The organism is Kribbella pittospori (assembly GCF_004331465.1).
Classification (GTDB): domain Bacteria; phylum Actinomycetota; class Actinomycetes; order Propionibacteriales; family Kribbellaceae; genus Kribbella; species Kribbella pittospori.
The window spans coordinates 39,860-51,631 of the sequence record NZ_SJKB01000030.1 but is presented as its reverse complement, the minus strand read 5'-3'; the positions used below and the strand labels follow the sequence as shown (position 1 = coordinate 51,631).

General features: G+C 67.9%; 11 protein-coding genes and 4 tRNA genes. 11 read left to right on the top strand and 4 right to left on the bottom strand.

Features of this window, described 5'->3' with window-relative positions; all coding sequences use genetic code 11:
* Positions 1–417: hypothetical protein (locus tag E0H73_RS47735; RefSeq protein ID WP_238164654.1), on the top strand; the 417-nt coding region annotated here is incomplete at its 5' end.
* Between the two features lie 492 nt (positions 418–909).
* Here E0H73_RS47735 and E0H73_RS43420 read toward each other — a convergent pair.
* Positions 910–981, bottom strand: a tRNA-Val gene (locus tag E0H73_RS43420).
* Between the two features lie 106 nt (positions 982–1,087).
* Between E0H73_RS43420 and E0H73_RS43415 the strand changes: the two genes are divergently transcribed.
* The gene (locus tag E0H73_RS43415) at positions 1,088–1,654 is read left to right on the top strand and encodes a CGNR zinc finger domain-containing protein (RefSeq protein WP_238164653.1); all 567 of its coding nucleotides are present in this window, start codon (positions 1,088–1,090) and stop codon (positions 1,652–1,654) included.
* A 66-nt stretch (positions 1,655–1,720) separates the two neighbouring features.
* On the opposite strand, the gene E0H73_RS43410 is transcribed toward E0H73_RS43415, so the two are convergent.
* On the bottom strand, positions 1,721–2,539 hold the full coding sequence (locus tag E0H73_RS43410) for an aminotransferase class IV (protein WP_131366801.1): 819 nt from the start codon (positions 2,537–2,539) through the stop codon (positions 1,721–1,723).
* Positions 2,540–2,716: 177 nt separating this feature from the next.
* Here E0H73_RS43410 and E0H73_RS43405 point away from each other — a divergent pair.
* The 5 genes from E0H73_RS43405 (at position 2,717) to E0H73_RS43385 (ending at position 4,539) form a co-directional block, all read left to right on the top strand.
* Positions 2,717–2,789, top strand: a tRNA-Gly gene (locus E0H73_RS43405).
* A 32-nt stretch (positions 2,790–2,821) separates the two neighbouring features.
* Positions 2,822–2,892: transfer RNA gene (locus E0H73_RS43400), tRNA-Cys, on the top strand.
* Positions 2,893–2,928: 36 nt separating this feature from the next.
* Positions 2,929–3,000: transfer RNA gene (locus tag E0H73_RS43395), tRNA-Val, on the top strand.
* Between the two features lie 475 nt (positions 3,001–3,475).
* Entirely contained in the window at positions 3,476–4,069 is a 594-nt protein-coding gene (locus E0H73_RS43390; protein WP_131366799.1) for a GNAT family N-acetyltransferase, read from the top strand.
* On the top strand, positions 4,069–4,539 hold the full coding sequence (locus tag E0H73_RS43385) for a GNAT family N-acetyltransferase (RefSeq protein ID WP_131366797.1): 471 nt from the start codon (positions 4,069–4,071) through the stop codon (positions 4,537–4,539). Before E0H73_RS43390 ends, E0H73_RS43385 begins: the two co-directional genes overlap by 1 nt.
* Here the strand turns inward: E0H73_RS43385 and E0H73_RS43380 are convergent.
* Together E0H73_RS43380 and E0H73_RS43375 are read right to left on the bottom strand one after the other, a co-directional pair.
* Entirely contained in the window at positions 4,518–5,129 is a 612-nt protein-coding gene (locus E0H73_RS43380) for a formylglycine-generating enzyme family protein (RefSeq protein WP_238164652.1), read from the bottom strand. The two genes, E0H73_RS43385 and E0H73_RS43380, sit on opposite strands and share 22 nt — an antisense overlap.
* An 18-nt stretch (positions 5,130–5,147) precedes the next feature.
* Complete coding sequence (locus E0H73_RS43375; protein WP_131366795.1) at positions 5,148–6,605, bottom strand: ArnT family glycosyltransferase; 1,458 nt, start codon at positions 6,603–6,605, stop codon at positions 5,148–5,150.
* A 132-nt stretch (positions 6,606–6,737) separates the two neighbouring features.
* On the opposite strand from E0H73_RS43375, the gene E0H73_RS43370 reads away from it, so the two are divergent.
* The 4 genes from E0H73_RS43370 (at position 6,738) to E0H73_RS43355 (ending at position 11,769) form a co-directional block, all read left to right on the top strand.
* On the top strand, positions 6,738–7,832 hold the full coding sequence (locus tag E0H73_RS43370; RefSeq protein ID WP_131366793.1) for a GntR family transcriptional regulator: 1,095 nt from the start codon (positions 6,738–6,740) through the stop codon (positions 7,830–7,832).
* Positions 7,833–7,889: 57 nt separating this feature from the next.
* The gene (locus E0H73_RS43365; protein WP_131366791.1) at positions 7,890–9,464 is read left to right on the top strand and encodes a sensor histidine kinase; all 1,575 of its coding nucleotides are present in this window, start codon (positions 7,890–7,892) and stop codon (positions 9,462–9,464) included.
* Between the two features lie 4 nt (positions 9,465–9,468).
* Positions 9,469–10,134, top strand: a complete 666-nt coding sequence (locus tag E0H73_RS43360; RefSeq protein WP_131366789.1) for a response regulator transcription factor — start codon at positions 9,469–9,471, stop codon at positions 10,132–10,134.
* Positions 10,135–10,302: 168 nt separating this feature from the next.
* Positions 10,303–11,769 (top strand): MinD/ParA family ATP-binding protein, encoded by a 1,467-nt coding sequence (locus tag E0H73_RS43355; RefSeq protein ID WP_131366787.1) that lies wholly within the window; start codon positions 10,303–10,305, stop codon positions 11,767–11,769.
* The last annotated feature ends 3 nt before the right edge of the window (positions 11,770–11,772 follow it).

Here is an 11,772-nt window from a genome sequence, read left to right as displayed (position 1 = left end):
GACAAGTACAGAATCCCTTGCAGGCAAGGCACTTCTCTACATCTACGACACGTGTCGGACCCCCGCGATCACATCGTTACTGCAACGCCCGGGCTAGGCCTGGTCGAAGTGATCAGTAACTGGTGCTCGTGGCCGGACACGCCACCAGAGGTGATTGCGGCGATCGAGGCAGGCAGCGGCCCAATGACTCGCGAGCGTTGGATCTCCGTCCGGAACCAGGGCACCACCGTGGCCGACTGGATCCCCACCGAAGCCCCACCCAACCGCGCCACCACCACGCCCGCGGAATACCGAGCAATCCAAAACGCCGACCTCCGATTCCTGACCCGCTCAAGCCGCCAATACATCAACGAGACCCAATCCATAAGCACCGCCGACCGCCTGCACTTCGAGAAGTCCACCGGCCAAGGCGTATAGCCCGGCCCGGGTACGGACGGCTGCACAGCCACGAGCCACGAGCAACCCGAGCGAAGCGAAGGCATAAGGGATGCGAGGTAGGTGCCTGGATCAAACTTTTCAGGGTTTGCAGACTTTCCCACCCGATCGGTGTGCGCCGGTTCACCGAGATGTGTGTCGATTGAGCCGTCCCGCAGTTGACGAGTGATCCCGCGTCGCCGACTCCACGGGAGTTTTGGTGCCTGCGTACCCGGGCGGCTGGGAGCGGCGGCGGCCAACCCGAGCCAGCCGAGCGAAGCGAAGGCACCCAACCGCGGCGAGCAACCCGAGCCAGCCGAGCGAAGCGAAGGCACCCAACCGCGGCGGCCAACCCGAGCCAGCCGAGCGAAGCGAAGGCGCAAAGGGGGTGCGGGTGGCGGAGCCCCCGCTCGCGGCGAGCGCAGCGCTGCCGCACAAACGACGAAGGCGACGCCGTCCGCGCTTTCCGCGGACATGCGTCGCCTGTCGACTTCGTGGGCGATACTGGGTTCGAACCAGTGACCTCTTCGGTGTGAACGAAGCGCGCTACCACTGCGCCAATCGCCCGGGTGGTGCTGGTGTTGCGTGTGAAACCATAGCGCATCAGTCAGCGACGATCTAATCGGGCCGGGCTACTCTTGCTGCAAGACGGAGACCCCGTCGCGTTGGAGACGTGATTGTGACTTTCTCGCACGACACCGAGCAGGCGCTCGGCACGCTGGTCCGGCTCGTGAACACGTTGCCGGGTCCGAACAGCCAGGTCGACACCCTGGAAACGCTCGAGGAGTTGGAGAAGTTCGTCCACGAGCGGGAGTTCAGCGCGGTCGGCTCGCTGTCGGACAAGGACCTGGCCGAGGTCAGGGATCTGCGGCCGCTGTTCTCGCCTGTCTTCACGACCGGGTCGGATGCCGACGCGGCGGCGATGATCAACGCGATCGTTGCCCGGGGTACGACGACGCCGCGGCTGACGAATCACGACGGGCATCCGTGGCACATCCACTATTCGCGGGACGGCGCGTCGTTGGCGTGCCGGATCACGGTGGAGTGCGGGATCGCGTTGGCGCAGGTCATCTCGGCGGGGGAACGCGAGCGCCTTCGCCGCTGTGAGGCGCCGGATTGTGACGACGCGTTGATCGACCTGTCACGGAACCGTTCGAAGCGGTACTGCGATGCACGCACCTGCGGCAACCGTCTGCACGTCGCCGCCTACCGCGAACGCCGCAAAGCCTCGGGCGAGTAGTCGAGCCCGAGGGAGTCTGAGTTCGACCATCCTTCGTACGCCGGGCCGCGACGTACCGGCGCCGACCTACGGGTTCGGCTCGTCGGTTGAGCGGTCGGCGAAGATCTTGGTTACTTGTGCGGTGATGGGTCCCGGGGCGGGCAGGTCGCGGTCGTCGACGCGGTGGATGGCCTGTACATCGCGCGTCGTGGACGTGAGGAAGACCTCGTCGGCCTCGAACAGACGCTCCATCGGTACGTCGCGCTCGGTCGCGCCGAACCACTCAAGGACAAGCGCACGCGTCACCCCCGCCAGTGCCCCCGACTCCAGGGTCGGCGTGACGAGCTCACCGTCGTACACGCAGAAGATGTTCGAGCCGGTGCCTTCGCAGAGGTTGCCGATGGTGTTCGCGAAGATCGCCTCGCTGCCGCCGCGTTCCTTCGCGTAGGCGAGGGCCCGGACGTTCTCGGCGTACGACGTTGTCTTCAGGCCGGCGACCGCGCTGCGCTCGTTGCGGACCCACGGGACGGTGACGATCGCGGAGGTCGGGCCGGGGCGTTTGACTGCCTGGGTGGCGATCAGGATGGTCGGACCGGACGTACCGCGTTCGGACGACAGCGGCGAGACACCGCCCGTGTATGTGATCCGCAGCCGGCCGAACGGGATGCCCGGATCGGCCTCCACGACCGCCGCGATGCCGACCTCGATCTGCGCCACGTCCGGCTCCGGCAGACTAAGCCCAACCGCCGACCGGACCAGCCGGTCCAGATGCCTCGTCACCGCGAACGGACGGCCGTTCTCGACCTTGATCGTCTCGAACACACCGTCGCCGGTGGTCAGCCCGTGATCGAGCGGCGAAACCGTCGCCTCGTCGTCCAGCAGGGCGCCGTTCAGCCAGATACGCATGTCGTACTCCTTCCGCGGAACACCTTAGTGCGCAAGCGATCCGGGCCTGTCAGGCAGTCCGAAGGTGACCGGATGATGACCGTACGTCGACGTGGTGGGGCACCCCGGTTTTTGAACTCAGGCGGAGATGGGCTAGTGTTCTTCTCGCGTCGGGGAGCACGAAAACCCGGTCGCGATGCGGACGTAGCTCAGTTGGTAGAGCGCAACCTTGCCAAGGTTGAGGTCGCCGGTTCGAACCCGGTCGTCCGCTCGGAGAGGGTTCGGCAGGCCAGCTTTCTTCCTGGTGGAGTGGCCGAGAGGCGAGGCAACGGCCTGCAAAGCCGTGTACACGGGTTCGAATCCCGTCTCCACCTCGCAACTCCTCAGGCTAGGGTTGTAGTTACGGTTTTGGACGATTGGCGCAGCGGTAGCGCGCTTCCCTGACACGGAAGAGGTCACTGGTTCGATCCCAGTATCGTCCACGAAGGCGATAGGCGACGTGTGTCCGCGGAGTGCGCGGACACACGTCGCCTTCGTCGTTTGTGCGGCAGCGCTGCGCTCGCCGCGAGCGGGGGCTCCGCCACCCGCACCCCCTTTGCGCCTTCGCTTCGCTCGGCTGCTGGGGCTGGGCGCCGGGTTCACAGTTGCCGGCTCGGGCTGGGCGCCACGGGACAGTTGCCGGCCGGGGCTGGCCGATGCGTTGATGGTTGCCGGCGGGGGTTGCTCGCCGCGTTGAGGGTCCGGCGAGGGTTGGGCGCCGCGGGACTGTTGCCGGCTGGGGTTGGCCGCCGCGTTGAGGGTTCCGGGCGAGGGTGGCTCGCCGTGCAGTGTGCTGCACGGTCTTGGTCCAGCGGGCGTTGGTGTGCAGCTCGACAGGTAGTGCACCGGTGATACGCCGTACGCGCGGGTGCTTTCAGGCGCAGGTGTAGTGCAGGCTGCCTGACACCTCCTGTCCAAATGTCCACCTCCCGGTCTGACACCTCAGTGGGCGCTCGCCCACGGCAGGAGAGCCGGTTAACAGGTCGCGGTTGGGGGATTGCGGGTTGTAGCTTCCGGAGGGTGATGGCTTTGGTGAGGACGGAGCGGTTGGAGTTGCGGTGGGCGGGGGTGGGGGATTTCGACGCTCTGTGTGAGATGTGGACTGATGAGTTGGTGGGGCAGTTCATGGGGGATTACGGGCCGCGGGATGACGAGGCCGTGCGTGGTTGGTTGACGGGGTTTGTGGATGACGGTACGCATGTGCAGTTCAGTCTTGTGCGGCGGTCTGATGGTGAGGTGGTGGGGTGGCTCGGGATGGGGGAGAGCGAGGAGCCGGTGGCGGATTGGAGCTTTGGGTACGCCGTGCGTGCGGCTCATCGTGGGCAGGGATACATGACCGAGGCGTTGACCGCGGGACTCGAGTACTGCCGTGGCGAGCTGGGTGTCGGGAGTCTGTGGGGCGAGTGCTTCGTGGGGAACGTCGCGTCCGCGAGGGTGATGACTGGCGCGGGGATGGTCGAGATCGAGCCTGTTGAGCGCAGTCGGCGATTCCGTACCCCGGCGAGTGTCTGATGCAGGTCAGTGTTGCGGTGCACGCCGATCTCGATGAATTGGTGCGGCTGGAGTCGCAGCTCTTCAGGGACGATGCCGGGGTTCACGACCCTCAGGTTGATGTCTCCTGGCCGACGCGGCATGGGCGCGACGACTTCGCGAGGTTGATCGATCTCGACTCCGCACTGGTGCTTGTTGCGCGGCGCGAGAGTGTGGTGGCCGGTCACCTTGTTGGATATGTGACGGCACCTTCAGCGACACGCTTTGGACGGCGTACTGCGGAGATTCGCAGTCTCTATGTGGACAGCGCTTCTCGCGCGGGTGGCGTGGGCCAGGCACTGGTCGGCCGATTCAAAGCTTGGGCGCGAGCGAACGACGCGACCAGCATCAGCGTCACGTCGTACGTCGCGAATCACGGTGCGCGGGCGTTCTACGCCCGGCTGGGGTTTGCCGAGCGGAGCGTCGTCTTTCAGGCCGTCCTCGAAGACTGAGCGAGCCGCAGCCCCAGGTCCTCGATCGCGAACGTGGGATGGGAACGGCGGCGGACGGTGGAGCCGACGGAGCGAGGTGGGTCGGCGTGGCCGCCGCCTCGGAAGATCCGGTAGGAGCCATAGGTCGCCTGGTCGTACAGGTCCCAGCACCACTCCCAGACGTTGCCGAGCATGTCGTGGAGGCCCCAAGCATTGGGCGCCTTCAGACCGACCGGATGCGCCACGCCGTCAGAGTTCCCGGCGTACCAGGCGATGTCTTCCAGCGGTCCATAGCGGTACGCCGGAACGCCCGCGGTGCAGGCGTATTGCCACTCAGCCTCGGTAGGCAGGCGGTATCCGGACGCCGTCCAGTCACACGCGACCTCCAACCCATCCACCACATAGGCGGCCGGCAGCGCAGCCTCCGCCGACAACTCGTTGCACAAGGCAATGGCGTCGTACCAGCTGATCCCAGTGAGAGGTACGTCGCGCCCGCCGACGACCGGATAGCGCGCCAACCGAAACGCAGGCAACGACACCTGCCAGCGGGTGCCGAGGCGGTCGTCCCGGAGGGCGATGGTTCCCGCAGGGATGTCGACCATGGAGAGCATCGGCCAACCCTAGGGCCGTCAGTAGTAGCGGCGGAGGTCCGGCCAGAGCGTGGACCAGGGCGCGCCGGGGGAGTCGCACAGCACCAGCGCGGTGCCGTCCTCGTCGTTCGAGACGATGTTGTCGATTGTCGACACCTGCTCGCAATCGCGGAAGTGCGCCTCGAAAGTCGGCGTCCGCTCCTGCTCGACGAGTAGCACCGGACCGGTGTTGCTGTCGGGCGGCCGCTCCCAGTCGGCGAAGCTCATGTGACCCGAGTACGCCGGCGGCAGCCCGTGCGAAGGTCCGAAGCGCCGCAATGCACCTGCCTCACCGTAGTTGCCGGTGAAGATCGTCGCCGACCCCCGCTGCTCCGAGGGGATCCGATTCCACACGTCCGCGACAGCAGTAGTCATCTCCTGCCACCCGATCTGCTCACCCTGCTCCTTGTTCACCGGTATGACGAAGTCCACCGCCGACGCCGGCAACACAGGCAACGTGAACAGCGCCGACGTGAGAGCAGTCAGCGCGAGCCCAACCGCCACCACCGATCGCCGCCATGCCAGCACAGGCTCAACCCCAGCCGCCACCAGCACGAGCAGCAGCGGCAAGGCGTAGTACGACTTCCCTCCGACGGCCAGTACGACGACGCACAGCAGTGGATAGGCCAGCGTGACGGACCGAGCCCACGGCATCCGCCACATCCGGCGGAACCCGGCCACCCACACCGGCACCAGGAACGGCGACAACTGCAGGATCTGCAGTGGGATGAACATGATCCGGTTCTCGGTCCCGTCGTCCTCGCTGATGCCGCCGGCGACGGTGAGCTGCGGCCAGTCGTGCTGGAACTGCCACAGCACGTTCGGCAGCGCGACGATCCCCGCGACCGCGACACCCGCCAGCAGCCACCACGAACGCAGTACTGAGCGCGGACCGACGATCAGCACGGCGATGAGCAAGGCGCCGATCGGCAGCACCACGAGGTACTTGTTCTCCAGCGCGATCCCCGCAGTCAGTCCGAGCGCGAGCCACCACCGGCTGTCGGTCGTCCGCAGCAGCTTGATCGTGAAGAGTGCGATCAGCATCCAGGCAAGCAGGTCGTACGTCGCAGTCGACACCAGATGCCCGACGCCGAGCACGAACCCGGACACCGCCGCACAGATCGCCGCCAGCAGTTGACCACGGCGCTCGCTCCCGAACTCCCGCGCGATCAGTGCCACCACGACGATCGTGATCGCGCTGGCCACCGTCGACAGCACCCGCAGTCCCATCGGGGTGTTCCCGAACACCTCGGTCGAGATCCGCGCGATCAACGGCGTCAGCGGCGGCTGGTCGACGTACCCCCAGTCGAGATGCTGCCCCGCGACCATGAAGTACAGCTCGTCTCGGTGGTACCCGTACCGCCCGGACAAAGCCGTCAGTACGACGGCCACGACCCCAGCGACGGCGTACACGGGGACAGCAGCGAATGCAGGCACCGACGGGCGCGTGGCGGTCATGCCCGAATGCTGACAGTCCGAAGGGTCCCGAGCCACCCTGATTCACCCGGAGGAAACCCCCGGTTGCTGCGCGGTTGGCATGCCATCGCGCATGATCTGATATGTCAACCGGACAACGTGAGGGGAGAGGCCGTGGCGCTGCTCTACGAGCGGATCAGTGCGCACGTGCTGGAGCAGATCCGGCGTGGTGCGCTGCGGCCCGGTGACCGGGTGCCGTCCGAGATGGAACTCGCGGCGGAGTTCGAGGTCAGCCGGATCACGTCCAAGCGGGCTCTCGAGGTACTGCGGGAGGCCGGGCTGGTGGAGCGGATCCGCGGCAAGGGGACGTTCGTCGTACGCCATCTGCCCGACCTGACCGGCGTCACCGTGCCACTGCGGGGCCGGGTGCCGCGTCCGAGGCCTGAGGCCCGTTCGATCGCGCTCGTCATCCCGGATGTGTCCGAGGCGTACGGTCTGGAGTTGCTGTGCGCGGTCGAAGAGCGGTGTGCGGAGTACGGCGCGCATCTGATCGTACGGCGGACGCACGGCCGGCAGTCCGATGAGGAGAAGGCCGTGGACCTGCTGGTGGCGACCGGTGAGGTGGACGGTCTGATCGTGTTCCCGGTCCACGGCGACTTCTACAACGCCAGCCTGCTCCGACAGGTGCTGGACGGCTATCCGGTTGTGCTGGTCGACCGCCACCTGTCCGGGATCCCCGTCGCGGCGGTCCACACCGACAACGTTGCAGCGGCGAAGGCCCTCACCGAGCGACTGCTCGACCAGGGCCACCGACACATCGCCTTCGTGTCTCCGCCTCCCGTGAACACGTCGTCGATCGAGGACCGGCTGGAGGGGTTCCGCTCCGCGTTCGGCGACCGCGGTCAGGCGTACGAGCTGACCGATCTGCGCAGCACTCTGCCCGGGTCGACGACGACGGAGAGCGTCGAGGCGGATGTCGAGGTGATCCGTGCATTCCGCGAGCGGCTGCCCGAGGTCACGGCGTACTTCGCCTGCGAATACAACTTGGCCCGGATGACGGATCGGGCACTCGGCGGTGATCGTGTGGTCGCGTGCTTCGATTCACCGGGCGACTCGATCGGCGGACCGCCGTACCTGCATGTCCGGCAGGATCAGGAGGAGATGGGCCGGAGGGCTGTGGACCTGCTGCTCGCTCGGCTCCGTGGCGAAGAGGTGCCGAACCTGACCATGGTCCCGTTCGAGCTGGTCGATGCTGAGGGCAACGGGTAGAAGGACCTGACTTTCGGCAGTACGGCGATGTCGGCGTGACTGTGTAGCGTCTGGGGCATGAACTGGCGGCGCCTGGGAGACGTCGGCCTGTGGGCCGCGTTGAGCTTCCTCGTGCTCGCGGAGAGCGGTGCCCGCGGCGATCCGTACTGGATGCAGGCCGCCTTCATCGCAGCGCTGTTCGTCGCGGTCTTCGTCCGCCGCCGCTGGCCTCTGATCGCCCTCACCGCCGTCGCCTGGGCGGAGATCGTCGTGCTGGCCTTCGCGCTCGGCACGCAGAACGGCGTACAGGTCGCGTTGGTTCCGGCGATCACGCTGATGAGCTACCTGGCCGGTCGCCGGGAGACTCAGCTGAAGCATTTCGTCATGGTGTGCAGCTGGTCACTGCTCGGCGGACTGCTCCTCGCTCTGGTGGTGCAGCGTGAGCAGCACGCCACCGAGGCGGTGCTGAGCTGGCTGGTGATGCTGCTGCTCGCACTGCTTCTGGTCGTGCTGCCGTGGCTGGTCGGGCGGTACCGCGCACAGCAGGCCCTGCTGGCCTCGGCCGGCTGGGACCGGGCAGAGCGGATCGAGCGCGAGCAGCGGATGGCGATCGACCAGGAGCGGCTGCGTGAGCGGTCCCGGATCGCCCAGGACATGCACGATTCGGTCGGCCACGAGCTGAGCCTGATCGCCCTCCGCGCGGCTGCCCTGGAGCTCGACCCGTCTCTGCCGGAGGAGCACCGGCAGGCCGCGACCTCGTTGCGTGAAGCAGCCGCCACCGCGACGGATCGGCTCGGCGAGATCATCGGCGTACTGCGGGACTCGGACGCGCCGACGGTGCCACGCGACGAGAGCGTGCCGTCGCTGATCGAGCGGGCGGCCGAGTCCGGTCTCGAGGTCCGTCTGATCGAGGAGGGCGACGGCGAGCTGTCGCCGATGGTGGATCGAGCCGTGCACCGCATCGTCCAGGAATCGTTGACGAACGCGAGCAAACACGCGCCCGGCGCCGCGGTCACCGTGACCGTGACGCGCGCGGACGACGACGTACGCGTGCAGGTCGTTGACACCGGTGCAAAGCGGCCGGTCCAGTCTGTTCCCTCGAGCGGACGCGGTCTGGACGGGCTGCGCGAACGCGTCCGGCTCGTCGGCGGGACGCTGACCGCGGAGCCACGGAGCGGCGGCGGTTTCGAGGTGGTGGCAACGATGCCGCGGGCAGGCGGCCGGCCCGAGCCGGAAACACCGCCGATGTCTGCTGCGGAAGCGGAACGAGCCACCGTGCGGCGCAGTGCGCGGCGCGGTCTGGTCACGGCCGTCGCCGCACCGCTGATCCTCGGAGCGGTCGTCGGCGTGGTTGCCTTGGGCTACTACCTGATCGCCGGCTACAACTCGATCCTGCACCCAGGGCAGTACGACGCTCTGACCATCGGGCAGCCGGAGGACGAGGTGGGGAAGGTGCTCCCGGCAATGCAGATGATCGACCCGCCCAGCGAGGGCTACACGGCACCGGCCGGCTGGTCCTGCCGCTACTACAGTCCGGACGTCCCGTTCTCGATCACCTACGTCTACCGGCTCTGCTTCGCCGACGGGAAGCTCGTCGCCAAGTCGGTCGTGCAGAGCGGCTCCGTCGTACCGGCTCCCGAGAGCACAGGATGACGACATGATCAGGGTGCTGCTGGCCGACGACGAGGCGATGGTGCGGGCCGGGGTCCGCGCGATTCTCGACACCGATGACGCGATCGAGGTCGTTGCCGAGGCAGCCGATGGGACGGAGGCGGTCGAGCAGGTACGGCGACACCGGCCCGACGTGGCCGTGCTCGATATCCGGATGCCGCGGATGGACGGTCTTGCGGCCGGGGCCGAGATCCGCCGGACCGTGCCCGACACCGCGGTGGTGATCCTGACGACGTTCTCCGAGGACGCATATATCGCCCGTGCCCTGGGCGATGGAGCGAGCGGCTTCCTGCTGAAATCCGGCGACCCTCGCGAGCTGATCGCCGGTCTGAAGGCTGTCGCGGAAGGTGCCGCCTATCTGTCGCCCCGCGTCGCCCAGCGGGTGATCGCCGAGCTGAGCACCGGCGCTGGTGGTGGGGCGATGGCCCGCGCCGCGGCTGCCAAAGAGCAGGTCGCCGTACTGAGCCCGCGTGAGCTGGAGGTGCTGGGGTTGGTCGGCGCGGGCCTGTCCAACGCCGAGATCGCCCGGCGGCTGTTCCTGGTCGAGGGCACCGTGAAGGCGTATGTGAGCGCGATTCTGCTCCGGCTGGCGGTCAAGAACCGGGTGCAGGCCGCGATCGTCGCCTATGAGGCCGGCCTGGTGACTGGTTGAGGGGTCAGATTCCGTTACCCGGTGGTGGTGCGACGCTCCGGGTGGTGACGTGGTGTGGACACCCGGTCATGGGATAGTGGACCTTCCCCGGGGACCTCACCTCCGGAATCGAAACCCAGCAACCCCAGGGGCCACCCGCCCCCTCTGACAGAATCGGGGACCCAGGTCGTGACCGACTCGCACAACTCCGGACAGCACAAGGACCGGGAAGCGGCGGCGGCCGAGGTCCGGAGAATGTGGCAACCGACGCCCTCCTGGACCCAGCCGGATCCGAACACGGCGCCCGCCGACGAGCCCGAGAAGCCCGATGAGCAGCCGGAGGCGCTCTCCCAGGAATTCCCGGGCGACGCGTGGTCCCGGCCCAACCAGCCGCCGCCCAGCCCGTCCTGGTCGCAGCCGATGGCCGAGTCAGACACTCCGGACGAGACCGACGACGCCGAGGCGGACAGCGCCGACGACCAGTCTGCCGGCCAGGCAGCCGCCGGTCAGCCAGGTGGACAAGGCGACAGCGGTACGGCGCCGCAGGGCGCCCCCAACAGCCCGGTGTTCGGTGGCTCGTCGTTCCAGGGCTCGGGCTACGGCGCCCCGGAGAACCCTCCGCCGGCCGCTGCGCCCGCGCAGGGCGGTCAGCAGCTCTCTCCGGCCGCGCAGCACTTCTTCCCGCAAGGCATCCCCGGTCAGAACGTGCCGCAGCAGCGTGACGTCTCCTACCGCACCGACGAGCTGATCCAGGCGCTTCCGCTGCCTCGGGAGGCCCCGGCTGAGCGCGGCGTCCGCAGTGTGCTGCGGCTGCGTCCGGGCAGCGGCGAGCGGCTGGAGCGGATCGCCCGCGCGACCGCGGCGACGGCGTTCCGTCGCCCGGTGACGATCGTGGTGGCGAACCCGAAGGGCGGATCGGGCAAGACGCCAACCACGCTGCTGCTCGCCGGTGCGCTCGGTCAGGCGCGCGGCGGCGGCGTGGTCGCCTGGGACAACAACGAGCTGCGCGGCAACATGCACCTGCGCACGCACGACACGAACTCCCGGTCCACCGTCACCGACATGCTCCAGGCGATGCCGATGCTGACCCAGCCGGACGCCCGGCTCGGCGACGTGGCGGCGTACCTGCGGCACCAGGTCGCCGGGCAGTACGACGTACTGACGTCGGCGACCACGACGTACGCGCAGATCGAGGCCAAGGACTTCGACCAGATCCACCGGTTGCTGAGCCGGTTCTACAAGGTGCTCGTGATCGACACCGGGAACAACGAGGGCTCCAGCAACTGGCGCGAGGCGATGAAGGCGGCCGACGCCCTCGTCATCCCGATCAAGTGGAAGAGCCTGTCCTGCGCGGCCGCCGTGCAGATGCTGGAGGAGCTCGACAACCAGGGCCCGGAGGCGCAGCGCCTGATCCGCCGTGCGGTGATCGCGGTGTCGAACGGTCCCGGCGACGTGAACAAGGAGGTCGAGAAGCAGCTCCGGCCGTACTTCGAGTCCCGCGCGGCCGCTGTGGTCGACATCCCGACCGACCCGCACATCGCGGCTGAAGGCCCGCTGGACCACTCCGCGCTGCAGCCGACGACCCGCCGCGCAGGTCTGGAGCTGGCGGCGAAGGTGTCGGAGCAGATCACGATCGCTCTGAACGTCCCGCGGTAGCCG

Excerpts from the sequence above, each read along its gene's own strand:
- E0H73_RS43410 (WP_131366801.1), bottom strand. The coding sequence starts at position 2,539 with ATGCGTATCTGGCTGAACGGCGCCCTGCTGGACGACGAGGCGACGGTT.
- E0H73_RS43390 (WP_131366799.1), top strand. The coding sequence starts at position 3,476 with ATGTCCACCTCCCGGTCTGACACCTCAGTGGGCGCTCGCCCACGGCAG.
- E0H73_RS43385 (WP_131366797.1), top strand. The coding sequence starts at position 4,069 with ATGCAGGTCAGTGTTGCGGTGCACGCCGATCTCGATGAATTGGTGCGG.
- E0H73_RS43380 (WP_238164652.1), bottom strand. The coding sequence starts at position 5,129 with ATGCTCTCCATGGTCGACATCCCTGCGGGAACCATCGCCCTCCGGGAC.
- E0H73_RS43375 (WP_131366795.1), bottom strand. The coding sequence starts at position 6,605 with ATGACCGCCACGCGCCCGTCGGTGCCTGCATTCGCTGCTGTCCCCGTG.
- E0H73_RS43365 (WP_131366791.1), top strand. The coding sequence starts at position 7,890 with ATGAACTGGCGGCGCCTGGGAGACGTCGGCCTGTGGGCCGCGTTGAGC.
- E0H73_RS43360 (WP_131366789.1), top strand. The coding sequence starts at position 9,469 with ATGATCAGGGTGCTGCTGGCCGACGACGAGGCGATGGTGCGGGCCGGG.